Here is a 23976-nt window from a genome sequence, read left to right as displayed (position 1 = left end):
AATTGAAATCAGATAGCTAAGCGCTTAGCGCCAGCTCAGGCAGAAGACGTGACTATAGTGCGGTGCGCCAGTGTTGCTCACCAGAAAGCAGGCAGAAGGAGGTGGAGTATACAGCGGTATTGTTTGAAGAGTACGTCCTGAACATATTGTCCATAAAATTACAATTATCCGCGTTGTTGCTTCTCGTCTTTGCGGATGAAAATTGTCCTCGGTAGTTAAACACACCAGATTTGTACCATAAGCCAGGATTTTACTCAAAGTCTTTGCAATTCTTTACCCATACCGTTTGATTTTGGTTAGTTTATTGCAACGCCTTTCACCTTTATTATAAATATAAAGAAAAATTCGGAGTCACCATGGCTAAACCCATTATTACCCTGAACGGGTTAAAAATTGTCATCATGCTGGGCATGCTGGTGATCATACTGACGGGCGTTCGTTTTGCCGCCGACATTATTGTGCCTTTTATTCTGGCCCTGTTTGTTGCGGTGATCCTTAACCCGCTGGTGCAGCGCATGACGCGGCTACGCATCCCGCGCGTGCTGGCGATAACGCTGCTTATCAGCATCATCATTGTAGCGATGGTCTTGCTGGTGGCGTATCTGGGGACCTCGCTCAATGAACTGGCGCGAACGCTGCCGAAGTACCGCTCTTCGCTGGCGATACCGCTGCTGCAGCTGGAACCCTGGCTGCAGCGCGCGGGTATCGAAGTCTCGGTTGAGGAACTCCTGAAATATATCGACCCCAACGCAGCCATGACGATCGTCACCAGCCTGCTGGCGCAGCTTTCCAATGCCATGACCTCCATTTTCCTGCTGTTTTTAACGGTGGTGTTCATGCTGCTGGAGGTGCCGCAGCTGCCGGCAAAGCTGCAGCAGATGATGGTCCGTCCGGTTGAAGGAATGGGAGCGATCCAACGCGCGCTGGACAGCGTCTCCCGCTATCTGGTGCTGAAAACGGCGATTAGCATGGTCACGGGCGGTGTTGTCTGGGGAATGCTTCTTGCGCTGGACGTTCGCTTTGCGTTTGTCTGGGGGTTACTGGCGTTTGCGCTTAACTACATTCCCAACATCGGCTCCGTGCTGGCGGCGATCCCCCCTATCCTTCAGGTGCTGGTTTTCAGCGGGCTTTATGACGCGCTGATCCTGCTGGCCGGATACCTGGTCATCAACCTGGTATTCGGTAATATTCTTGAGCCACGCATGATGGGACGAGGGCTGGGACTCTCCACGCTGGTGGTCTTTTTGTCCCTGATATTCTGGGGCTGGCTGCTCGGGCCCGTTGGGATGCTGCTCTCCGTCCCGCTGACCATTATCGTCAAGATTGCCCTGGAACAGACGGCGGGCGGGCAGACTATCGCCGTGCTGCTGAGCGATATGAGCCATAAATAGCGCTGACAGGAGGGACGTATTGCCCCTCCTGTCTTCGCGATAAGCGCCCGGATAGTTACAGATTGAGAATCACGCCACGCGTTATCCCTGCGTGCCAACTACTCGCGCCAGCCCATTGCCGGTGCGACGTGTTTGAGAATGGATTCAATCACGTGCGCATTGTAATCCACACCGAGCTGGTTCGGCACGGTCAGTAATAACGTATCGGCTTCGGCAATCGCGTCGTCCTTTTTCAGCTGTTCAATCAGCTTGTCCGGCTCCGCCGCATAGCTGCGCCCGAAGATCGCGCGCGTTTTCTCATCAAGGTAGCCCACGCTATCGCTGTCGTTGCGGCTGGCACCGAAATACATCCGGTCGCGGTCGTCCATTAGCGCAAAAATGCTGCGGCTGACCGACACCCGCGGCTGGCGCGTATGCCCTGCCTCTTTCCAGGCCTGACGGTACGCGCGGATCTGTTTTGCCTGCTGAATATGGAACGGCTCGCCGGTTTCATCGTCCTTCAGGGTTGAACTTTGCAGGTTCATTCCCAGCTTTGCGGCCCATACGGCCGTCGCATTGGAACCGGCACCCCACCAGATACGCTCGCGCAGCCCTTCAGAATACGGCTCCAGGCGCAGCAGCCCTGGCGGATTCGGGAACATAGGCTGCGGATTGGGTTTGGCAAACCCTTCACCGCGCAGCACCTCAAGCAGCACCTCGGTATGACGGCGCGCCATGTCCGATTCGTTTTCCCCTTCCTGCGGGACATAGCCGAAATGGCGCCAGCCATCAATGACCTGCTCCGGCGAGCCGCGGCTGATGCCAAGCTGCAAACGACCGCCGGAAATCAGATCCGCCGCGCCCGCGTCTTCGGCCATGTACATCGGATTTTCATAGCGCATATCAATTACGCCGGTACCGATTTCGATGGTTTTCGTTTTTGCGCCAATGGCCGCCAGCAGAGGAAACGGCGAGCTCAGCTGTCGGGCAAAGTGGTGCACGCGGAAATAGGCGCCGTCTGCCCCCAGCTCTTCAGCCGCCACGGCTAAATCAATGGACTGCAGCAGCGTGTCTGCCGCCGAGCGCGTGCCGGACTGCGGTGAAGGCGTCCAGTGACCAAAGGATAAAAACCCGATCTTTTTCATAACCATGTGTCCTGATAATGCTTTGCGTTCTATACACTTTACGCATTACCCGGTAAGAATAAATGCCGTTTATTTAACGGAAAGCATCAAATAAATTGACTGAATTTTTTTCAGGTCCGTCAGGTAAAAAACGGCTGGTTATCGGTTTGATTTAACGTTACTACTCTATGTCAGGTTTTTTACACCGGACAGAAAATGAAGAGACGCTATGTTGTTGCGGATGTTTTTACTGACACCCCGTTTCAGGGTAACCCTGTCGCCGTCGTACTCGATGCGGAGGGTATGAGCAAAGCACAAATGCAGCAGGTCGCCGTTGAATTTGGCTACAGCGAAACCACGTTCGTTCTGCCGCCAGACAATCCCTCCAGTACGGCACGCGTGCGAATTTTTACGCCCTCGCGCGAGATCCCCTTCGCCGGGCACCCGAATGTTGGAACTGCGTACGTGCTGGCCTATCACGCCGCGATGAATCATCAGCCCCTGCCTGAAACGCTGCACTTCGAGGAAATAGCCGGTCTGGTGCCAGTACGCCTGCTGCGTGACAACGATACCGTGACTGGCGCAGAACTCCTGGTGCCTGAGGCACTCTCCTGCCGCTCTGAAGTAAGCCCGGAAAGCGTGGCTGCCTGCTTATCCCTGAACGCAGAAGATATCCGTACCGCGGTACATATGCCTGTTGTCGCGTCGGTAGGTCTGCCCTTCCTGATAGCCGAGCTGGCTTCTCGCGAGGCGCTTCGTCGGTGCGTGCCGAATTTACAGGGTTTTCGCGCAACGTTACCGCTGGATGGCGCGGTTTCCCTCTATGCCTATACCCTGGATACGGATCCCGATGGACCTCACGATATGCAGGCCCGCATGTTTACTCCCCGCATGACAGAAGATCCTGCAACAGGTAGCGCGACCGCCGCTACAACGGCGCTGCTGGCGTTGCACCGCAATAAAACGACGCTTAACCTTAACGTCAGTCAGGGCGTTGATATGGGGCGAGCAAGCGTGCTGTTCGCGGGATACGATGCCTCGTCAGGAAAGGCGGTGGTTCGCGTAGGGGGAAAATGTGTGATTACGCTTGAAGGCGCATTTTCACTCTAACGGAGCAATGGCGTTTACCTTTACGGCACCCGATGGGCTATATTGGCACACTATTTTTATCACAGGTAAAACCGGCAATGGCTTTGATCCCCAAAAACTACGCGCGGCTGGAAAGCGGCTATCGCGAAAAAGCATTAAAAATCTATCCCTGGGTCTGCGGACGCTGCTCGCGCGAGTTTGTCTATTCCAATCTGCGTGAACTCACGGTTCATCATATCGATCACGACCATACCAACAACCCGGAAGATGGCAGCAACTGGGAGCTGTTGTGCCTGTTTTGCCACGATCACGAACATTCGAAATACACCGAAGCGGATCAGTACGGCACCACCGTGGTCGCCGGGGAAGACGCGCAAAAAGACGTGGGCGTCGCCACGTTTAACCCGTTTGCCGATTTAAAAGCGATGATGGATAAGAAGAAATAATCTTTCACCGCCCATACCTGCCGTATGGGCGGCTCAGGAAAGGATAAAGGCCATGGACACCCTCCGCTGCTACTGGGATATGTTTTATACCGCCTACGGTTTACTTTTCACGAGAATACTTTGCCTCATACTTCTGGTCTGGCTGTGCCATGATTTTCTGCGCCGCCCAGGGAAAAAAGCTGCTGATGCCGCTGGCCCGATTGCAGAAGCCGATGCCCGGGAGCGATATCAATGGCGTTTTCAGCTGTGGTCATTGCGAACGGTACAACTCCTCTGCGTGCTCTCACTTTTCTGGATGCTTATTAAGGGACTCTTTGCCTGACCCTTTCCCTCGTTAAAATGTCCAGGTGATAGCGGCGGTTGCAGCTCCCTCATTGCGCCGCATCACGATCGGGCTGTTATTCGCACGATCGCCAAGCCAGGTATAGTCCGCGCTCAGCACCGTTCCCCAGTGGGCATCGAACTGATGGCTCCAGGTCAGGCTGGTGTCGACGCCATAGAATCCACCCGGCGCAGCATAGCGGCGATAGCCGGTGCGGCGGCTCTGCTGCTCGCTGACCCCATACCAGGTATTCAGATAACGGCTGTCGCCAAACAGGGCCGCAGACTGCAAGGCGACCGTGTCCTGATTATTTTGTACCGGAATTAGCGTAACGGAAGCCTGATAGCTTGCCCCCTGGCTGTCCGTTAACGGCAGCGTCGCTTTGCCTTCCATACTCAGCCATGGCGAGGCCTGCCATCCGACGGCAAGGCCGGTATTCAGGGTGGCATCAATGTCCCCCATCCCTTTCAGATTGTTTGCGCCCTCACGCCAGCCAGAATTTTTATCAGCCCTTCCGAAGTCGTAGCCCAGCGTGTGTTCGAAATACCAGCCGCTGTCGTTTTGCAGGTCATATCCCACCCCTTTTTGCGCATCAATAAAGAAAGCGCCTTTACGACCCTGCAGCACCGGAACCACCTGCCACACCTGCTTGTCTGAGCCTGAGTAACGTGGGGCATACTGTCCCCCCAGCCCGACGGTTAAGGAATCGGACGCGGTGCCATCATCCGCCTGCGCGCCGGAAGCCACGGCCATCAGAAGCGGGACGGACATATACAGGACTTTTTTTATCGCTATCATACTGCTCTCCATACGGACGCTGGCGCCTCCTGATACGGGGGCGGCCACACAACGTTGGCGCAGTATGATTTGGCTGAATCAATGAATCGTCGGGATAGTGTTAAGAAATGGTCAAGGTGAACGGATGTTGTCCAGAAGAGTGCTGATTATTGAAGATGACGCCGATGCGGCCGGCGTGCTCGAGGCCTATTTACGGCGGGAAAATTACGACGTGACCATTACCGGAGACGGTCATTCCGGGCTGGATATGGCGCAGCGGTGGAAGCCCGACCTCATCCTGCTGGACGTGATGCTGCCGGGGCTTAACGGCACCGAGGTGCTGGCTGGCCTGCGTCGTAAAAGCGATGTGCCGGTGATCATGGTCACGGCCATGGGGGATACCCCGGACCGCATTGGTGCCCTGCGGTACGGTGCCGATGATTACGTTGTGAAGCCTTATCATCCGGGGGAAGTGGTGGCTCGGGTGCAGGCGGTGCTGCGGCGCAGCAGTAAAAAAGAGACGGATGAAGCGATCCTTCGTTGGCAAACGCTCGAGGTGGACGTTGCCGCCATTGTGGCGAGCGTGGATAACGGCGGCGACGCGCCCGTGATGCTCGATCTTACGCCAACGGAATTCTCGCTTCTGGCAACGCTGCTGCGTTCTCCGGCGCACCCGTTCTCCCGCCAGTATTTACTGGAGCATTGTCTGCCGGAAAGCGAGGCGCTGGAGCGCGTGGTAGACACCCATATTTATAACCTGCGTAAAAAACTGGAAGCGGCGGGGATCTCCGGCGTGCTGATCAACGTTCGCGGCGTGGGTTACAGGTTCAGACAGCCATGATTAAAAATCAGCACTCCTCTCTGTGGCGCTGGATTTGCGCGCGCATCTTAGCGCTGGCTATCGGCAGCGTGATCGTCATTGCCACCTGCATGTGGCTGCGCTATGCGGTACAGAACTACTGGATAATGGGCAAAATGCCAGCGGCGGTCCGGCAGGAGTTTCTGACGCTCAGCCAGAACCCGCAGGCTAATCCGGCCCGCTTCCACTCGATTGTGGATACCTGGTGGGGCCTGAGCTATTCCACGCCGTCTATCGCCTCAGCCGACTGGGCCACGGTGGCCCTGCTGGTGCTGGTGATGATCCCGTTTATCGTGGTGATGGGGCTCAAACACGCCCGGCCGCTGGCGCTGCAGTTCAGCCGCCTTCGCGATGCGGCAAAGGATGTCGCCGACGGGCAGTTTGGCCGCCAGGCGGAACTTATCAAGGATGCGCCGGCTGAAATGGTCAGCTTTGCGACCGACTTTAACTCCATGACGGGGCAACTCGCCCGCTATGAAAAAGAGCTCCGCGCCTCGCACGTCGCTATGGCACACGAGCTGCGCTCGCCCCTGACGGCCGCCATTGGGCGTCTGCAGGGCATGTTAGACGGCGTGTTTGACGCCAGCCCGGCGCAGCTCGGCATGGTGATGAAACAGCTCCAGCACCTCAACCGCCTCACCGATGAGCTTCACCTTCTCTCGCTCGCCGACGCGGGTAACCTCGTGCTGGAGGACCAGCCGTTTTGTCTGGATGAGCTGATTCAGGAGCGGGCTGCCTGGATCATGCCCGAGGCTGACGCGCATCATTTTCGGATAACGCTTCGCAACCCGCGCACCAGCCCCTTCAGAGGCGATGCGTTCCGTCTTGGACAGGTCGTTACCATCCTCATGGAAAATGCGCTACGTTATGGGCGCGATGGCGGCCACCTCGAGATGGCGCTGCACTACGCCAGCGGGCGCTACACCCTCGAATTCACCGATGACGGGCCGGGGGTCTCGCCCCAGTTTTTACCGGAAATGTTTAAACGCTTTAGCCGCGAGGAGCAGTCCCGCGCGCGGCATTCCGGCGGCAGCGGCCTCGGTTTATCCATCGCCCGGGCGATTTGCGAGGCGCATGGGGGTGAGATTAGCGCGTCATTACCGGAAACCGGCGGCCTCGCTGTGCGCATTTTATTGCCCTGGCATCCGTCCGGTAATGAAAATCTTCACTCTTGATAAAGCCTTGACAGAACATCGAATCTTTCTCGACGTAGCGCGCATTTAATAACGCCATTCCCTTTATGGAGCGGCGTTATGTCAGACGAATTTTTTCTCTCCCTCCGCCACTGCCTGCATCATTTGTACGGCGTGGCGCGCACCCTTTCCTGGCTGCATTTTCTTCCCCTGGCCCTGCTTGCGCTGGCGATTTTTCCGCTGACCGGCTGCGGTGATAAACACGAAAATAAGCCTGACCCTGCGCGAGCGGTACGCTACGTCGTCGTCGGGGCCGCCCAGACCCTTCCCGCGCTGGAAAGAACCGGTGAGATCCATGCCCGCGATGAAACGACCCTGAGCTTTCGGACCGGGGGCCGGATACTGACGCGCAGCGTTGATATTGGCGACCGGGTCACTGCCGGACAGCTGCTGGCCACGCTTGACAACACGACCGGGCAAAACCAGCTCGACAGCGCGGCGGCCGACTATGAAGGTGCTAAAGCCTCGGCGCAGGTCGCCGCGCTTAACGTCAGTCGAATGCAAAAGCTCATGCCAACGGGCGCGATAGCCCGCACGCAGCTCGACAGCGCCCGTGCGGACTGGCTTGTCGCCCGCGCGCGCTTAAAAAGCAGCGAGGCCGCGTGGCGAAATGCCCGCGAAAGCCTCGGCTGGACGCGCCTGATCGCGCCGCAGGCGGGCGTCATCACCGCCGTGAACGCTTCTGCGGGGCAGGTTGTCAGCGACGGTCAGTCCGTGCTGACGCTGGCAACGGGTGAAGCCCGCGACGTGGCGTTTGATATTGCCACTCCGGATGCGAGCCCGCCTCTGGATAAGGCGGAATTGCGGGTTTCCCTCCTCAGCGACCCGTCGGTGCAGGCGTCTGCCGCGCTGCGGGATATCACGCCGCAGGCCGATCCTCAGACCCGCACCTGGCGCGTCAGGGCCACCCTGCAAAACCCGCCGGCGGCCATGGCGCTGGGCGCTAGCGTTACCGTCACGTTGCCATCGTCAGCCCCGCGCGGCTACACCCTTCCCGCCTCGGCGCTGACCCGCGTCGGCGACAAACCGGCTGTTTTTGTGATTACCCCGCAGTCGCGGGCGCAGCTGCGCGCGGTGATGCCCGCGAGCTATACGGCCACCTCCGTCATGATTGCCTCCGGCCTTGAGCCGGGCGACCGGGTGATTACGGCGGGCGTGAGCACATTGCGGTCCGACGAGCCGGTGATGGCCGGAGAGGTTCAGCCATGAACACAGGACCGGAAGCCAAATTTAACCTCTCTGCCTGGGCGCTGAAGAACCAGCAGATGGTCAGCTTTTTCATGCTGCTGGTGATTGCGGTGGGCGTGTTCTGCTATGAGAAGCTGCCGCGTAACGAAGATCCGGCTTTTACCATTAAAACGGCCGTCGTCTCCGCGCAGTGGCCGGGAGCAACCGTGGCGGATACCACCCGCCTGCTCACCGATACGCTTGAAAAAAAGCTGCAGGAAACGCCCTGGCTGGACTATCTCGAAAGTGAAACCCGGGCCGGACGCACCGTTATCCACGTCAACCTCCGTGACGATACGCCCCCGCAGAGCGTGCCGGATATCTGGTATCAGGTTCGCAAAAAAATGCAGGACATCGCGCCGTCCCTGCCCGAAGGGGTGCAGGGCCCTGCCGTGGACGACGAGTTTGACGACACGTTCGGCACAATTTACGCCTTTATTCCCGAAGGTTTCACCCTGCGCGAGGTGCGGGATCGCGCAGAGACAATACGGCGCGAACTGATGTCCCTGCCGGATATAGGCAAAACCACCCTGCTGGGCGAACAGCAGGAGCAGTGGGTTCTCGCCTTTTCTCCGGCGCGCCTGGCCGGGATGGGGCTCGATATTCAGGAGGTTGCCGACGCCCTCCGGGCGCAAAATGCCGTTGTCCCGGCAGGAACGATGCGTACCGAAAAAGAGAACATGGCGATCAAGGTCAGCGGAGCGCTCACGACCGAAGAGAGCTTACGCGCCGTCACGCTGCACGTGAACAATCGCTATATTCCGCTGACCGACATTGCCACCGTTACCCGGGAAATCGCCGAGCCACCGGCCCCGGCCTACCGGGTGAACGGCAAACCGGCTATCGGGCTGGCGGTGTCGATGGCGCCAACGGGCAACATGCTGCGTTTCGGCGCTGCGCTGAATGCCAGAATGGCGGCCCTCAGCGCCGGGCTGCCGCACGGTATCGAGAGGGTGAAAGTTGCCGATCAGTCAGCGGTGGTCAGTGACGCGGTAAGCGGGTTTATCCGGGTGCTTATCGAAGCCGTTGTTATCGTGCTGGCGGTTTCATTTGTCTCGCTGGGGTTACGGGCCGGACTGGTGGTGGCGACGGCCATTCCGCTGGTGCTCGCCATGACGTTTGCCGGCATGATGCTCGCCGGTATTGGCCTTCAGCGTATCTCGCTCGGGGCGCTGATCATTGCCCTGGGCCTGCTGGTGGATGACGCCATGATCGCCGTCGAAACGATGGTCTCCCGGCTGGAAGCGGGGGATTCCCGTCGGCACGCGGCCACCCATGCATTCAAAACGACGGCCTTCCCGATGCTCACCGGTACTCTGGTGATGATTGCCGGCTTTATTCCCGTTGGTTTTGCGGCCTCCAGCGCCGGTGAATACTGCTTTTCCCTGTTTGCGGTGGTGCTCATTGCCCTGCTCTGCTCCTGGGCCGTCGCGATCCTGTTTTCGCCGCTGACGGGCACGTGGCTGCTGCCGGAAAAAGTCAGACATCACGCGGCAGGCCCCGGCAGGATCGCGCGCGGGTACGGACGGCTTTTACGCCTGGCACTGCGCCACCGGCTCGCTACCGTGCTGATTGCGCTTGCCGCGCTGGGGCTGTCAGCGTACGGCACGACGTTTATGCAGGGCGAGTTTTTCCCCGCCTCGGACCGGCCTGAGCTGCTGGTCAGCCTGACGCTTCCGGCCAACGCGTCGCAGCCGGAAACGTTAAGAGAGGTGGAAAAGCTGGAAAAGGCGCTGGCAGGCAACGGCAACATCGATCGCTATTCGACGTACGTCGGGTCGGGCGCCATCCGTTTTTACCTGCCGATGGACGTGCTGCTGGAAAATGAAAATATCGCCCAGATGGTCGTGGTGGCTAAAGATCTTGAGGCGCGGGATCGTCTGCATGCTCGGCTCAACAGGATCCTGGCGACGCAGTTTAGCGACATCATCACGCGCGTGTCGCCCCTTGAGCTGGGGCCGCCCGTCGGCTGGCCCATCAAATACCGGGTGAGCGGGCCAGATTATCTGCAGGTTCGGGCGTTGGCGAACCGTCTCACGGACGCGATTGGACAGTCCCCGTTCTCACGCGACGTTAACCAGACGGCCGGAGAGCCGGAGAGGGTCATCACCCTTAAGGTGAATCAGACGGCGGCCAGAGCGGCGGGAGTATCGTCAGAAAGCCTCGCCCGCACGCTGAACACCGTCTGGTCCGGCAGCGTTGTTACCTCCATCAGGGATAATGACCGCCTTGTCGACGTGGTGCTGCGGGCCACGGACGATGCGCGTCACAGCACCGCCACCCTCTCCTCGCTCACGATTCAGGGGAATGACGGTAAAAAAATTCCGCTCAGCGCCGTTGCGACGCCGGTCTGGGGCGTGGACGATCCGGTCGTCTGGCGTCGGCAGCGCGTGCCCTTCATCACTGTGCAAACGGACCTTGCCCCGGGGCTAAAGGCTGAAGCGGTATCCGCGGCGCTGCGTCCGGCGGTCGACAAGCTACGCGCGAGCCTGCCCGCAGGTTACAGCATTGAAGAAGGCGGCGCGGTTGCCGAATCGGATAAGGGGAACAGCTCCGTCTTTACCGTTCTTCCGGTAACGCTGGTCCTCATGCTGTTGCTGCTGATGCTTCAGCTGCGGCGTTATTCCCGGATGCTGCTGGCCCTCCTGATGGCCCCGTTTGGCCTGCCGGGGATCGTGCTGGCTATGCTGCCCGGCGGCACGCCGATGGGGTTTGTCGCGCTGCTGGGCGTCATCGCTCTGGCGGGAATGATCGTGCGCAACGCGGTGATACTGATTAGCGAGGTTGACAGCAATCTTGCTCAGGGGATGGCAAACGATGCCGCGATTATGGCGGCCGCGGAGCACCGGGCCAGGCCCATCTGCCTGACCGCCTGCGCCGCCATTCTGGGCATGATCCCGATCTCTCATCAGGTCTTCTGGGGGCCAATGGCCTATGCGATTATCGGCGGGCTGCTGGTCGCGACGCTGGTGACGCTGACCGTATTACCCGCGTCGTTTAGCCTGCTGTTACAGTGGGGAGCTCAGCGCAACGCCACAGAAGACGGACTGCGCTGAGGCTCCACCGTTTCCCGGCAGATTACGCGGCGGTCAGCGCAAAACGGTCTTTCAGGACATGGCGGATTTCCTCCTCCGCCAGTTTCCGCGTTTCAGTGCCGTTCGCCGTGATGGTTTTCAGCATATCGCCCAGCAAAATCTGGCGTCCCTCCGGGCTGTGTTGCACCACCACCCGCTTCTGCACAAAGATGGCATCCGGGTGCGTGGAGTTAAGGTAGTTGGCCGGAACGAAGTCAATCCATTCCTGAGGGGTGAGATCAAAGCCGTACTGCCGGGCCCATTCACCCTCAACCTTCGCCTCAAGCAGATACTCACCCTCCGCGCCGCGGCTTAGCCGAAACGTGTCGAAATCCTGCGTGATATCCACATCAAGCGTGTCCAGCGCCATCGGCGCACGAATGCCGTAGCTGCCGAACCCGAGGTCGCAAAGCCACTGTCGGCTATCTACCTCAGCGACGATCGCCATGTGGGTTTTCGGCCGCCGCGCGGGGTAGAACATCGGGCGCGCCGCCACGAAGCGGTAAGGGATCCCTAACGCCGCCAGCGCCATGGCAAAAAGCCCGTTTACCTCATAGCAGTAGCCGCCGCGCCCCTGCGTTAACACCTTATCGGCGATATCGTCTGGCGCCAGCGAGACAATTTTACCCGCCTGCACGTCCAGATTCTCAAAGGGAACGGAAAAGAGCTGATGGCGCATCAGCGCATGCAGGGTGGCCGTATCGGCACCCGCCGGTCCGGTGTAGTTTATGCGGTTGAAATAGGTGGAAATGTTGAAGTTATTGCTGTGCATAATGCCTCCTTGTCCTGAACATGCCGGACACTATAGATGGCGCGCATCAATGGCTGTATAGTCAGTTTTATCGAAAATTAGCCTGAACAGTTACCCATGTCTGCCCCGTCCCAGTCCGCTCCTCACTATCGCCGTATTGCGGATATGCTGCGTCTTACCATTACGTCCGGCGCGCTGCGCGCCGGTGACAGGATGATCTCCGCGCGCAAACTGGCCGAACGCGAGCGCGTTAGCCTTCCGACGGCGCTGGAGGCCCTTCGCTGCCTTGAGGCTGAAGGGCTGATCGTTGCGCGTCCACGTTCAGGCTATTACATCCGTCAGACCAGCCAGCCTCCGCGCGCGGAGCCCGCGCGTTCCTTGCCGGGCCCGGTCCCCGTCACCCTGTCCGCCGTGGCCCGGTCGCTGTTCAGCAGTGCAGAAGCCCGGCTGATCCCGCTGGGCGCCGCCCTGCCCGATCCCGCGTGGCTGCCGGGAGATGCCCTGCAGCGGGCGTTGCACTCTGCGGGCCGTCGTCTGGACGCGCATGGACAGAGCTACAGCCTGCCTCCGGGAAGGCGGGATTTGCGAAGCAAGATTGCCGCGCGCTCTGCCCAGTGGGGAGCCCGTTTCGGCGCGGACGATCTCATTATTACCGCAGGCGCGACGCAGGCGCTGCGCCTGGCCCTTCGGGCCGTGTGCCAGCCGGGCGATGTCGTGGCGATTGAGCAGCCCGCCTACTTTGGCACGCTCCTGCTGCTGGAGGATTTAGGCCTGAAGGCTTTAGCGATCCCCACCGACCCTGTGGAAGGCCTGCTGCTGGAACCGCTGGCGGACGCCATTCGCTGCCACCGCCCTGCGGCCGTTCTGGCCTCGCCCACCGTGCAAAACCCTTTGGGTGCCAGCATGCCCGTCGCGCGCAAGCAGGAACTGGTTGCCCTGCTTGAAGAGGCTGAAATTCCTTTAATTGAGGACGATGTTTACGGTGACCTGGTCGGCGAGGGGCAACGCCCTCCGGCCTGCAAGGCGTTCGACCAGAGCGGGAATGTGATTTACTGCAGCTCCCTGTCTAAAACGCTTGCACCCGGATGGCGAATCGGCTGGATCGCCGCCGGACGCTACTCCCCGCAGGTCTTACAGGCCCGCATGGCCGGAGAATGGGCTGGCGCCCCGCTGCTGGAAGCGGCGACGAGCGACGTTCTGGCGAGCGGCGACTACGATCGCCATCTGCGGCGGCTGAAGCGTCGGATCGCAGAGGGCGTTCGCGCCGTCGTGGCGCAGGTCAAGGCGAGCTTTCCGCCCGGTACGCGCGTTAACGTGCCCGCTGCCGGTTTCCTGCTGTGGGTTGAACTGCCTCAGCGGGTCAACGCGCTGGAGGTGCACCGTCGCGCGCTGGCGCTGGGTATTGGCGTCAGCCCTGGCCCCCTGTTTTCCCCTGCCGCGGAGTTAACGCACTTTCTGCGGCTGAACTGCGCAAACGAACCCACGCCCCGCCTGCTGAACGCCGTAGAACAGATTGGCGCGCTGTGTCACGAGCTGGCCGCTTTCACACCAGACTCTCCAGCCACTCGGTAAAGACCCGCACCTTGCGGGAGAGGTGGCGGTGTGGATAGAGCAGTGACAGCTTGCGGTCCGGCGAGCGATAGTCCGGCAGGACTTCAACCAGAAGACCGCGGTCAATGTAAGGCTGGAGAAAGAGATTCATCCCCTGCAATAACCCCAGCCCGGCCAGACCTGCCGCGATGTAAGCTTCGGAGTTATCCACGACAAGCTTACCGGGAAGGGTAATTTCCGCGATGCCTTCTGGCGTGGTAAACGTCCACGGATGAATTTGTCTGCTGCGGTTATTAATCCAGTTGATGGCCTGATGCTTACGTAAATCATCCGGCGTTTCTGGCGTACCGTGTTTTGCCAGCCAGGCCGGGCTGGCGCAGGTCGTGATTTTGATGTTCCCGATTTTACGCGCGATATACTCGCCGTCGTCCAGCTCTCCCACCCGCAGCACGCAGTCCAGGCCATCCCGCAGCATATCCCGACGGCGGTCAGAGCTGCTCAGAATGATGTCGATCTCAGGATGCTGACGATAAAAATCAGGCAGATTAGGTATCACCCGCTGCGTGGCAAAAGAGACCGGCATATCCACACGCAACTGACCGTGTATTGCCCGGTCCGTACCAAACGACTCCAGTAATTCGTCCGCCTGCGCCAGCAGGGGTTTACTCCGGCGATAAAAGGCTTCCCCATCCGGGGTCAGGCTAATCCGACGCGTTGTGCGCTGCAGTAGCCGGGTGCCGCTGTGCTGCTCCAGAAGCTGTAACGCTTTGGTGACTGCCGGACGATGGATCTGCAGATTCTCCGCCGCCTGGCTAAGACTGCCTGACTCAACAATTTCAATAAAAATTCGAATAGATTCAAAGAGGTTTATTTGCATAAGGAATGCTTTTGCCGCGAGCAGAATAATATAATTGTTATTAATTTTATAACAGTGATGAATCTTTTTGGCTATTTTTCCTAACAATCCTCCGCCCTACACTCTTCCCCATTCAAACGTGAGGGAGAGTCTGCTATGAAAAATAACCGTATTTGTCAGATCCTGGGCATCGAAAAACCTGTTATTCAGGGGCCGTTATCCTGGCTCACCGATGCCCGCTTGGTCGCAGCGGTCAGCAATGCCGGAGGGCTCGGCGTGCTGGGGCCCAATGCCGGTTTAACCGCCGACACCGCGGTCTCCACGCCGGAAGAAACCGCCGAAAAAATGCGCGAAGAAATTCGTAAAACCAAACGGCTGACCGAGAAACCCTTTGGCGTGAACCTGATCCCCACGGCCGTTAATGACGTCTGGACTGGGCCTATTCTTCAGGTGGTGAAAGACGAAGGCGTCAGGGCCGTGGTGTATACGGGCTACGGGGAAGGCAGCATTATTCCCTCCCTGTTCAGCGAGTTAAAAGAGGCGGGTATCGCCATTATCTACCGCGACATCAACCCAACGCCTGAGAACACCCGCCTCGCAGAAGAAATGGGGGCTGACATTATCGTCGCCACCGGTTTTGATGAGGGCGGGACGTTACCCGCAACGGTGCTTGGCACCTTTTCCATCGTGCCGCTGATTGCCGATGCCGTGAAGCACATTCCGGTGATGGCCGCGGGCGGCATTACCGACAATCGCACCGCCAGAGCGGCCCATGCATTGGGTGCGGAAGGCGTTTTTGCCGGGTCGGTCTTTATCAGCACGGAAGAAAGCCGCGTGCCGCAGGGGGTCAAAGAGAAAATCGTTGCCGCCAACGGTCTCGATTTGCTGCTTTTCCGCACAGTGCCCCATTATTACCGCGCTCTTCCCGGCAAGCTGGCGGAAAAACTGGCGGCGATGGATAAAGCTGGCGCAAGCAACGACGCGCTGGGCAAGGCGATGGGAGGATTACGGGGCCTGCGCCTGGGCATGCTGGAAGATAATACCGATGAAGGCTATATCGCACTCGGCACGGGGATTGGGAACATCCGCAGCGTGAAAAGCGTGGCAGAGGTTGTGAATGCGTTAACGGTTGAGTAAGTGCCCGGCGTCCTGGCCTGCCCCAGGACGCCCGGCTCATCAGGGAATAATCCGCGCGGCTCTCAGCTGCGCGAACAGGCTGAAAAACATCTCATCGGTCGCCTGCATTTGCGTAAAGCCCGCCCTGCGCAGCTTGCTCCCGTCACCAAACATGTCGTAATTCCAGCCAAAGACAAAATCGGCAAAATGCCCGTCGCTCAGCTGCAAAATATCCGCTTCCTCCAGCCGCTCTTCGGCAAGCTCGCGCCATACGCCGCGATAGTCGTTAAACAGCTGATAAAACGACAGCCTCACCGGCGGCGCAGAGTCCAGTTCAAACCAGCGTGCGATGCGCGGCCATAGCTCGCTCCAGCGCCAGATATCGCCATTGTTCACGTTGAACGCCTGATTCTGTGCCGCAGGTGACGCAGCGGCCCACAGCGTTGCCTCTGCCAGCAGCCCGGCGTCGGTATGGTCAACGATGCTGTGCCAGGCCTGTTCCGAACCGGGAAAACGCAGCGGTAAACCCTGCGCCCTGCACAGGGAGGCGTACAGGGCGATGCTCAGCGCAAGGTTCATGGCATTACCCGGTACCGGGCTCCCCACCACGCCCGGCCTGATAGCATTCCAGTGCCAGCCTTTCCCCCGCTGAAACTGGCTGAGCCACGCGAGCTGCGCGGCGTTAAATTCGGCACCCGGCACGCCGGGATCGCTTTCCCGCGCCGGGGTTTTAAACGGCCCCAGATGCGCACCATAGACTTTGTACCCCTGCATCAGGCTGACCGTCTGCAAAGGTGCCGTTTTTTCGAGGGTGCTGACCAGATTGCGCAGCATGGTGACGTTCGGCTCAACCATGTCCGTCCAGTTCGCCGCGTTCGCCCAGGCGCTGTAAAAGATGTGGGTAACACCGTTCAGGGCGTGCAGCGCCCTTGCGGTGTCCTGCGCATCCAGTAAATCGACGTTCACCATGGGAATGCCGTCCGGATGGGTTACCTCGCGGCGACTGAGGCCGATCACTTCCCACTGATGGTGCAGGAGCGTGTTGACCAGCTGTCTGCCGACAATGCCGCTGGCCCCCGCGACCAGGGCGACGTTGTGTTGCTGCATCTTATTCATGGTGTTTCTCCGCAAAGGGTGACAGACGCAGTGTGATCTATTATTTTTTCTGGAGATACCCCCTGAAACCGATGGCACTTATAAGCAGAATCATTAAATGAATAATAAGCTCACCGCCATTTCTACCTTTCTACGCGTCGCTGAAGCGGGCTCGTTTTCGGCGGCCGCCCGTCAGACCGGCATTAAGCAGTCAGCCGTCAGTCAACAGATCGCGGCACTTGAGGATGAGCTTGGCGTGGTGCTGCTGCACCGTACGACGCGTACGATGAAGCTGACCGAACAGGGTGAACGTTACCGGCGTGATATGCAGCTTGTGCTGGACGCTATGGGGGAAGCGGAAAGGCGTTTACATCCTGCCGATCATCGCGTTCAGGGACGCGTCCATGTCCAGTTGCCGAGCGGCCTGGGGCAGATCATTTTGCCGCATCTGCTGGCGCTGCAGCACCTGCATCCCGAACTGCAGCTGATGATTTCCCTGGATGACCGCCTTGCCGATCTGGTGACGGAGGGCGTGGATGTCGCGATACGGCTGAGCAGTGAGCCTCCGCAGGCGCACGCGGCTCGCGTGCTGGCGCGTATTGAAGCCGCGCTGTTTGCCGCTCCCGGTTTTCAGGCGGTACACGCCGTCAGCGAGCTGACCACGCTGCCACACGTACGGTTCAGCGGTGTTCCGCTGGATGCCCCTCTGCGCCTGATTTCCGACGAGGAAACGGTCGAGATCAACGTGAATACCGTTTTCCGTGCCAACACCAGCGACGCGCTGCTGCAGGCGCTGGAATCCGGCATGGGTATCGGCGGCATGCAGCGACCGCTCGTGGCCGGGGCACTGCAGGCGGGCACGCTGGTACCGGTGCTGCCCGACTGGCGGTTACCCGATCGCTTCCTCTATGCCGTCTACCCTGACGCCCGCTTTATTCCGCAGCGCGTCAGAAAGGTCGTCAGCGTGATTGAGCAGTTGCTGCCTGAAATACTGAAGAAAAACTGATTGTTTCCGCAGTAAATCACGTGCATTTTTTAACCGTCAGGAATAGAGTGTTTTTACCGTATCCTCCTCTTTCTGGAGCACTTATGCCGGATTACCGTTTTTTCCAAAAAGGCCCGAACCTCATTGCGATCGAGAGCGCAAACACCGATGCGGCCGCTCAGCTCATCGCTCAGGGGTTTGAAAAACAGTTTGAGGAGATTGGCGCCGCGGATGAAAAAGAGGCGCTTACCCGCCTTGCTGATATCCGTAAAAATAACGAGATCGATCGCCATAACTTTCTGGCCGGTGCGGGCCAAATGCCGTGGATTGGCGTGCTGACGGCTGCGGCAACCTGGTTGGTGCAAAAGAAATAACGCAACCATCTTCTACTTCGCCACCGGCAAATCGGCGTACCGCGTCGTATAGGCCGGTGACAGCATCTCACGCTTCATCGCCCACGATTTCTCAATACCCTGCCCGGCAAACCATATCTTCCCTTTGCCGGAATGATTTACGCTGTCCATCATCTCCATCAGCGCCGCGCTGTTGGCGCGCAGACGATTATCGTCAAACAAATTAAGCTGGGCGACGCCGCTGCTGAAAAAGTCCGCCAGCATGACCCCGGCTTTCATATAGCGATATCCGTCGAGCCATATACGCCCCAGCGCCTCCGTGGCGGCGCGGATGATATCCCGCGAGTCATTGGTGGGCGTCATCAGGGTGACGGAAGCCTGATTGCCGTAATAAATTTCGTTATCCGCGTGCGGGCTGGTGCGCACAAATACGCTGATAAAACGGCAGTATTGATGCTCGCCGCGCAGTTTTTCCGCAGCGCGTTCCGCGTAGGCGCAAATGGCCTGGTGCATCTCTTCATATTGCGTAATACGGTGTCCAAACGAACGGCTACAGATGATTTGCTGCTTGGTGGGGGTGAACTCCTCCAGATCAAGACAGGGCTCACCGCGCAGCTCGCGGGCCGTACGCTCCAGTACCACGTTGAAATGTTTACGGATGACCCAGGACGACGCTTCCGCCAGCTCCAGCGCCGTGGTGATCCCCATAGCGTTGAGCTTTTTCGTGATGCGCCGCCCTACTCCCCACACCTCCTCTACCGGAACCTTTTCCAGCAGCTTACGCTGCCGCTCGCGGCCTGAGAGATCGACCACGCCGCCCGTGCTGGCCCAGCGTTTCGCCGCATAGTTGGCCAGCTTCGCCAGCGTTTTGGTCGGGGCAATACCGACGCCAACGGTTAAGCCCGTATTTTTAAAGACCTCTGTGCGCATCTGGTGACCGAACGCTTCCAGTGACAGGCAGTGACTGACTCCTGAAACGTTCACGAACGCCTCATCGATGGAGTAAATCTCTATTGCCGGGGCGAGATCGGTCAGCGTCTGCATGACCCGACTGCTGAGATCGGCATACAGCGCATAGTTCGAGCTAAAGACGTAAACTTTTGACGGGTATAGTTTTTCTTTGAATTTAAAATACGGCTCACCCATTTTTATGCCGAACTGCTTTGCCTCCCGCGACAATGAAATGATGCAGCCGTCGTTATTGGACACCACCACGATGGGTTTCCCCTGCAGATCGGGGCGGAACACCTTCTCGCAGGAGGCGTAAAAGCTATTCACATCAACCAGCGCGAACATGTTTATGCGTTTTGAGGGTGTGGGTGACGACGCCGAAGATCTGCAGCTCCTCTTCGGACTGAAAGGTAATCGGCTGATAGCGGGCATTATGCGGCAGAAGTCTCAGAACCGGACGGGTCTGTAGCTCTTTCACCGTAAACTCACCGGCGACCGACGCCACGACGATATCCCCATGTTCGGCATTTAACGAACGATCGACCACCAGCAGATCGCCGTCGCCGATCCCCGCCCCAATCATGGAGTCTCCACTCACCTTGATAAAATAGGTCGCACTGGGGTGTCTGACTGCCAGACGGTTAAGATCGAGACGATCCTCCACATAATCCTGCGCCGGGCTGGGGAAACCACAGGCAACGCGTTCTAAAAACAAAGGTAATTCAATGTCTTGTTTTGGGTGATAAGAAAAGAGAGTGTCCATAATGCCTTTCTCGCCAGGTACTGTATATAAATACAGTATTACGGATTATGGACAAGGATCAAGGTCATTTCCAAAGGCGAACCCAAACGCGTTGAAGTTTGAGCGGTTTTAATTTAGCAACATTGCCCGCCGTTAACAGGCCTGACAGCACAAGTCATATAAAAGTCATCTAGTTTATGACTTATAAAAAATAACATCACTATGCAATAACTACATGTTGACTTTAAAGTCAGATAAAAGCATATTTTACGGCACGAATTAACAAGACTTACTGGAGAATATTTTCAATGCCAGCCCGTGACTATCCAGACAAGCGTGTTGCACGCGGTCTGGCAAAGGAGGCCGATCTCAGGATGCTGAGCGCCCGCATCGATCCCGATCTGATGGAGTACATCAGAACCACCGCCTTTGAGACGCGTAAGAGCAAGCAGGAGATTGTGGCGGAAGCGTTAGCGCTTCACAGGCAGAAAAGTCAGACAGGAGCCTAAGCGCGCAAAGCCGGAAGCACCCTCCAGGCTTTGCGCGTGTCACTTTTAATCCCTCAGCGAATTCAGCGTTTCCAGTGCTTCAGGCGGCAAACGCAGCTCCCCCGCCGCGAGGTTTTGCCGCAGATGCGCTACGGAAGAGGTGCCTGGGATCAGCAGAATATTCGGGGAACGCTGCAGCAGCCATGCCAGCGCAACCTGCATTGGCGTTGCGCCCAGTGAATCCGCGACGGCCTTCAGCCCGGAAGATTGCAGTGGCGTAAAGCCTCCCAATGGGAAGAACGGCACATACGCGATCCCCTGCTGCGCCAGCAGATCCACCAGCGCGTCGTCACCCCGGTTCACAATGTTGTACATGTTCTGCACGCACACCACCGGAACCATTTTCTGGGCTTCCGCAACCTGGGTGGCCGTGACGTTGCTCAGGCCAATATGACGCACCAGACCCTGCTGCTGTAATTCGGCCAGGGTGGAGAGCGGTTCAGCAATTGACCCTTCCGCCGGCCCGTGCGCGCTAAACATGATTCTGAGATTCACCACGTCCAGCACGTCCAGCTGCAGATTACGCAGGTTGTCATGCACCGCCTGGGTCAGTTCCTGCGCGGAAAAGGCCGGCAGCCAGGCACCTTTGTCGTTGCGACGGGCGCCAATCTTGGTGACGAGCGTCAGATCGTCCCGATAAGGGTGAAGCGCCTCGCGGATCAGCTGGTTAGTGACATGAGGACCATAAAAATCACTGGTATCAATGTGGTTCACCCCCGCCGCCACCGCTTCGCGCAGCACGTCCAGCGCGGCCTGCTTATCCTTCGGTGGACCAAAGACGCCCGGCCCGGCGAGCTGCATCGCACCGTAGCCCAGTCGTTTTACCGTCCGCGTCCCGAGCGCGTACGTCCCGCTTTTATCAATGCTGCTCATGTTAACCTTCCTCATAAAAATGATCCGGATTTACAACAGGTTCCTTACCGGAGCCCTTAGTTAAGCGCGAGTTAAATTAAAGTTTAAATTCTATACGACGATAGTATTGGTGTACCTCTGCATCCTTTCTAACGGACGACCGCTATGCTGAAAAATTTGCACGTGATTACCGGTATTATCTTTGCCCTCACCATATTCTGTCTGTTGCAAGTTGTCACGGGAGGGTTGTTCTACTCTGCCGTCAGCAACGATCGCCATAACTTCCAGAATTCCGGCGTGCTCAATGCCCAGCAGGAAAGCCTGAGCGACAGCGTGAACACGCTGGTGAAAACGCGCGTCACCGTCACCCGCGTGGCGATCCGCTACCTGAAAAACCAGCGCGACCCGGCTTCCCTTGCGGCGATCAATAAACTGCTTGGCACCGCAGCCGACTCGCTGGCAAAAGCCGAAGCCTATAACAAAGAGTGGCAGAAGCTGCCGCAGGTTAACGGCCAGGAGGCGGCATTAACCGACGAGATGCAGAAGTCCTGGAACCAGATGCACGAAGTGATGCGCTTATCGATTGAGTATCTGCGTGCCGACAACTACCAGGCCTATGGCGATCTGGATGCCCAGCAGGCGCAGGACGAGATGGAAGCGGTCTATAACCGCTGGCGCGCCGAAAACAACACCCTGCTGAAGGCCGCAACCGAAGAGAACCAGAGCAGCTTCACGCAGATGCAGTGGACGCTGGCAACGATTCTGCTGGCCGTTATCGCGGTTCTGGTGGTCATTTGGCAGGGTTTACAGCACCTGCTGTTAAAACCCCTCCACTCCATTATGAACCATATTCGCGCCATTGCAGGGGGCGACCTGACGCAAGAGATCGCTATCTCCGGTCGCAACGAGATGGGCCAGCTGGCCGCGGGCCTGCATGAGATGCAGCAGTCGCTGGTGACCACCGTCAGCGCCGTACGGGGAAGTACGGATTCCATCTACACCGGCGCAGGCGAAATTGCCGCGGGAAGCAACGATCTTTCCGCCCGCACCGAGCAGCAGGCCGCCTCGCTCGAAGAGACCGCCGCCAGCATGGAAGAGCTGACTGCGACGGTTAAGCAGAACTCCGATAACGCCCGTCAGGCCACGCTGCTGGCGAAAAACGCCTCTGAAACGGCCGCGCGCGGCGGTCACGTCGTGGATAACGTGGTTCGCACCATGAACGAAATCGCCGACAGTTCGCAGCAAATTGCGCATATTACCGGCGTGATCGACAGCATCGCGTTCCAGACCAACATTCTGGCGCTTAACGCAGCGGTGGAAGCGGCACGCGCCGGGGAACAGGGCCGTGGTTTTGCGGTTGTTGCAGGCGAAGTCCGTACGCTGGCGAGCCGCAGCGCGCAGGCGGCGAAAGAGATCAAAGGGCTTATCGAGAACTCCGTCAGCCGGGTGAATACCGGTTCTGAGCAGGTTAGCGAGGCTGGCACCACCATGAAGGAAATTGTCGCCGCCGTCACCCGCGTGACCGATATCATGGGTGAGATTTCATCAGCCTCTGACGAGCAGAGCCGCGGTATTGAGCAGGTGAGCCTGGCCGTTTCGCAGATGGACAGCGTGACGCAGCAAAACGCCGCGCTGGTGCAGGAGTCCGCCACGGCGGCTGCGGCACTGGAAGATCAGTCCGAGCAGCTGCGCCAGGCGGTAGCGGCGTTTCGTCTGAACGGCAAAGAAAAAGCGGTCGCCCCACGCCCCGCCAGTCTGAAAACGCCACAGCTGCTGCGTCCGGCAACGACAACCGCCTCCACCGACAGCAACTGGGAAACGTTCTAAGTCTCAGGCGGGCGAGAAGATCGCCCGCTAGCGGCTGCGCTTGGCGTGCCGCTCCCAGTTATCCCGTTTTGCCTCATCTGATTTTCGCAGTGAAACATAACATGCCCCGCTGCCGCCGTGATGCGGCAGCGCCACGCAGAAGGCCTGCACTTCCTCGAACTCCGTTAACCAGCGCGCCAGATAGCTGCGCACCACGTTGGGATGCGAGTTCTGCTCGCGCCCTTTCCCGTGAATGATGATCAGATTGCGTAACCCGTCGCGTCCGGCCTGGCGAATAAAAGAATAGAGCATCTGACGGCAGCGTTCGGCGGGCTGACGCAGGAGGTTTAAGCTGGCCTGGCGGGCATATTTCCCCGAGCGCAGCTTATCGATAACGCCCTGCTGTACCCCTTCGCGCTGGAACGCCAGCGGTTCTTCCAGGGGAAGCATGTCAAGAAAATCCAGCGTCAGGAAGTTATCCAGCTGTTCGCTATCCACCTCCTCGCGCGTCCGCGTATTGCGGCTGGGCTGCCAGTGAATATCCGCGCAGCGCTTCAGGGGCTGGACATCTTCCATGGCGTCAAGAAAAAATGATTTGTCGTCAGGGTTCATGGACATCCTCCGGCTGCATCTGAGGACTGTACTATACCTGCGCCGGAGACCGGCCTCAATCACCGTTACGGGGCAATGCGCGGCAATAATATTAACCTGATGAATATATATAGTAATTATTAAATAGATTTAAATAAGACTTAACTAAAATTTCAGCAAAGGTAAAATACGTGATTTATGTTAAAATTTCGTGAAATCAATCACTCGCCCGCCTTTCATTTTTCAGAAAAGGTGTTATACCTAAATATACCTGCCTCATGGAAATAATACCCAGGAT

23 protein-coding genes are annotated in these 23976 nt (G+C 58.3%); 14 read left to right on the top strand and 9 right to left on the bottom strand.

Annotation, left to right across the window (positions count from 1 at the left end):
• Positions 1-356 precede the first annotated feature (356 nt).
• On the top strand, positions 357-1391 hold the full coding sequence (locus SPH27_RS00945) for an AI-2E family transporter (RefSeq protein ID WP_048980465.1): 1035 nt from the start codon (positions 357-359) through the stop codon (positions 1389-1391).
• A gap of 98 nt (positions 1392-1489) precedes the next feature.
• On the opposite strand, the gene SPH27_RS00940 is transcribed toward SPH27_RS00945, so the two are convergent.
• Positions 1490-2515 (bottom strand): LLM class flavin-dependent oxidoreductase, encoded by a 1026-nt coding sequence (locus SPH27_RS00940; protein ID WP_048980463.1) that lies wholly within the window; start codon positions 2513-2515, stop codon positions 1490-1492.
• Positions 2516-2710: 195 nt separating this feature from the next.
• Between SPH27_RS00940 and SPH27_RS00935 the strand changes: the two genes are divergently transcribed.
• From SPH27_RS00935 to SPH27_RS00925, 3 genes are all read left to right on the top strand, one after another.
• Entirely contained in the window at positions 2711-3604 is an 894-nt protein-coding gene (locus tag SPH27_RS00935; protein WP_182071227.1) for a PhzF family phenazine biosynthesis protein, read from the top strand.
• Between the two features lie 77 nt (positions 3605-3681).
• Entirely contained in the window at positions 3682-4029 is a 348-nt protein-coding gene (gene yajD, locus SPH27_RS00930; RefSeq protein ID WP_003857471.1) for an HNH nuclease YajD, read from the top strand.
• 52 nt (positions 4030-4081) lie between these two features.
• The gene (locus SPH27_RS00925; RefSeq protein ID WP_182071226.1) at positions 4082-4351 is read left to right on the top strand and encodes a hypothetical protein; all 270 of its coding nucleotides are present in this window, start codon (positions 4082-4084) and stop codon (positions 4349-4351) included.
• A 12-nt stretch (positions 4352-4363) separates the two neighbouring features.
• Here SPH27_RS00925 and SPH27_RS00920 read toward each other — a convergent pair whose 3' ends face one another.
• Positions 4364-5149: a MipA/OmpV family protein gene (locus SPH27_RS00920; RefSeq protein ID WP_182071225.1), complete on the bottom strand. Its 786-nt coding sequence runs from the start codon at positions 5147-5149 to the stop codon at positions 4364-4366.
• Positions 5150-5273: 124 nt separating this feature from the next.
• On the opposite strand from SPH27_RS00920, the gene SPH27_RS00915 reads away from it, so the two are divergent.
• From SPH27_RS00915 to SPH27_RS00900, 4 genes are all read left to right on the top strand, one after another.
• Positions 5274-5969, top strand: coding sequence for a response regulator (locus tag SPH27_RS00915; protein WP_029739347.1), 696 nt, complete (start codon positions 5274-5276; stop codon positions 5967-5969).
• Positions 5966-7162 (top strand): sensor histidine kinase, encoded by a 1197-nt coding sequence (locus SPH27_RS00910; protein WP_182071224.1) that lies wholly within the window; start codon positions 5966-5968, stop codon positions 7160-7162. Before SPH27_RS00915 ends, SPH27_RS00910 begins: the two co-directional genes overlap by 4 nt.
• A gap of 78 nt (positions 7163-7240) precedes the next feature.
• The gene (locus SPH27_RS00905) at positions 7241-8389 is read left to right on the top strand and encodes an efflux RND transporter periplasmic adaptor subunit (RefSeq protein ID WP_182071223.1); all 1149 of its coding nucleotides are present in this window, start codon (positions 7241-7243) and stop codon (positions 8387-8389) included.
• On the top strand, positions 8386-11463 hold the full coding sequence (locus SPH27_RS00900; RefSeq protein WP_182071222.1) for an efflux RND transporter permease subunit: 3078 nt from the start codon (positions 8386-8388) through the stop codon (positions 11461-11463). The genes SPH27_RS00905 and SPH27_RS00900 overlap by 4 nt, the downstream gene beginning before the upstream one ends.
• Before the next feature lie 22 nt (positions 11464-11485).
• On the opposite strand, the gene SPH27_RS00895 is transcribed toward SPH27_RS00900, so the two are convergent.
• On the bottom strand, positions 11486-12253 hold the full coding sequence (locus SPH27_RS00895; protein ID WP_182071221.1) for an arylamine N-acetyltransferase family protein: 768 nt from the start codon (positions 12251-12253) through the stop codon (positions 11486-11488).
• A gap of 96 nt (positions 12254-12349) precedes the next feature.
• Here SPH27_RS00895 and SPH27_RS00890 point away from each other — a divergent pair, with 96 nt between their 5' ends.
• Entirely contained in the window at positions 12350-13804 is a 1455-nt protein-coding gene (locus SPH27_RS00890) for a PLP-dependent aminotransferase family protein (RefSeq protein WP_182071220.1), read from the top strand.
• On the opposite strand, the gene SPH27_RS00885 is transcribed toward SPH27_RS00890, so the two are convergent.
• A complete protein-coding gene (locus SPH27_RS00885) occupies positions 13776-14660 on the bottom strand; it encodes a LysR family transcriptional regulator (RefSeq protein ID WP_096150494.1) in 885 nt (294 codons plus the stop codon). The two genes, SPH27_RS00890 and SPH27_RS00885, sit on opposite strands and share 29 nt — an antisense overlap.
• A 135-nt stretch (positions 14661-14795) precedes the next feature.
• On the opposite strand from SPH27_RS00885, the gene SPH27_RS00880 reads away from it, so the two are divergent.
• Positions 14796-15776 (top strand): NAD(P)H-dependent flavin oxidoreductase, encoded by a 981-nt coding sequence (locus SPH27_RS00880; RefSeq protein WP_039262705.1) that lies wholly within the window; start codon positions 14796-14798, stop codon positions 15774-15776.
• A 39-nt stretch (positions 15777-15815) separates the two neighbouring features.
• Here SPH27_RS00880 and SPH27_RS00875 read toward each other — a convergent pair whose 3' ends face one another.
• Complete coding sequence (locus SPH27_RS00875; protein WP_182071219.1) at positions 15816-16871, bottom strand: SDR family oxidoreductase; 1056 nt, start codon at positions 16869-16871, stop codon at positions 15816-15818.
• 97 nt (positions 16872-16968) lie between these two features.
• Between SPH27_RS00875 and SPH27_RS00870 the strand changes: the two genes are divergently transcribed.
• Together SPH27_RS00870 and SPH27_RS00865 are read left to right on the top strand one after the other, a co-directional pair.
• Positions 16969-17856, top strand: a complete 888-nt coding sequence (locus SPH27_RS00870; protein ID WP_182071218.1) for a LysR family transcriptional regulator — start codon at positions 16969-16971, stop codon at positions 17854-17856.
• A gap of 83 nt (positions 17857-17939) precedes the next feature.
• A complete protein-coding gene (locus SPH27_RS00865; RefSeq protein WP_182071217.1) occupies positions 17940-18209 on the top strand; it encodes a hypothetical protein in 270 nt (89 codons plus the stop codon).
• Positions 18210-18221: 12 nt separating this feature from the next.
• Here the strand turns inward: SPH27_RS00865 and umuC are convergent, their stop codons facing one another.
• The gene (gene umuC, locus SPH27_RS00860; protein ID WP_207168159.1) at positions 18222-19484 is read right to left on the bottom strand and encodes a translesion error-prone DNA polymerase V subunit UmuC; all 1263 of its coding nucleotides are present in this window, start codon (positions 19482-19484) and stop codon (positions 18222-18224) included.
• On the bottom strand, positions 19468-19902 hold the full coding sequence (gene umuD / locus SPH27_RS00855) for a translesion error-prone DNA polymerase V autoproteolytic subunit (RefSeq protein ID WP_029740280.1): 435 nt from the start codon (positions 19900-19902) through the stop codon (positions 19468-19470). Before umuD ends, umuC begins: the two co-directional genes overlap by 17 nt.
• Before the next feature lie 287 nt (positions 19903-20189).
• On the opposite strand from umuD, the gene SPH27_RS00850 reads away from it, so the two are divergent.
• Positions 20190-20390: a hypothetical protein gene (locus SPH27_RS00850; RefSeq protein WP_023311485.1), complete on the top strand. Its 201-nt coding sequence runs from the start codon at positions 20190-20192 to the stop codon at positions 20388-20390.
• Between the two features lie 45 nt (positions 20391-20435).
• On the opposite strand, the gene SPH27_RS00845 is transcribed toward SPH27_RS00850, so the two are convergent.
• Positions 20436-21302, bottom strand: coding sequence for an aldo/keto reductase family oxidoreductase (locus SPH27_RS00845; RefSeq protein ID WP_048976938.1), 867 nt, complete (start codon positions 21300-21302; stop codon positions 20436-20438).
• A gap of 144 nt (positions 21303-21446) precedes the next feature.
• On the opposite strand from SPH27_RS00845, the gene tcp reads away from it, so the two are divergent.
• Positions 21447-23108 carry a methyl-accepting chemotaxis citrate transducer gene (gene tcp, locus SPH27_RS00840; RefSeq protein ID WP_182071215.1) on the top strand — a complete coding sequence of 554 codons (1662 nt, stop codon included), beginning with the start codon at positions 21447-21449 and terminating at the stop codon, positions 23106-23108.
• Between the two features lie 27 nt (positions 23109-23135).
• Here the strand turns inward: tcp and smrA are convergent, their stop codons facing one another.
• Positions 23136-23699: a DNA endonuclease SmrA gene (smrA, locus tag SPH27_RS00835; protein ID WP_047061681.1), complete on the bottom strand. Its 564-nt coding sequence runs from the start codon at positions 23697-23699 to the stop codon at positions 23136-23138.
• Between the last annotated feature and the right edge of the window lie 277 nt (positions 23700-23976).

This window comes from Enterobacter sp. A103 (assembly GCF_034427535.1).
GTDB lineage: Bacteria > Pseudomonadota > Gammaproteobacteria > Enterobacterales > Enterobacteriaceae > Enterobacter > Enterobacter asburiae_B.
The sequence above is the reverse complement of the archived record's forward strand: the minus strand, read 5'-3'. Positions and strand labels throughout refer to the sequence as shown.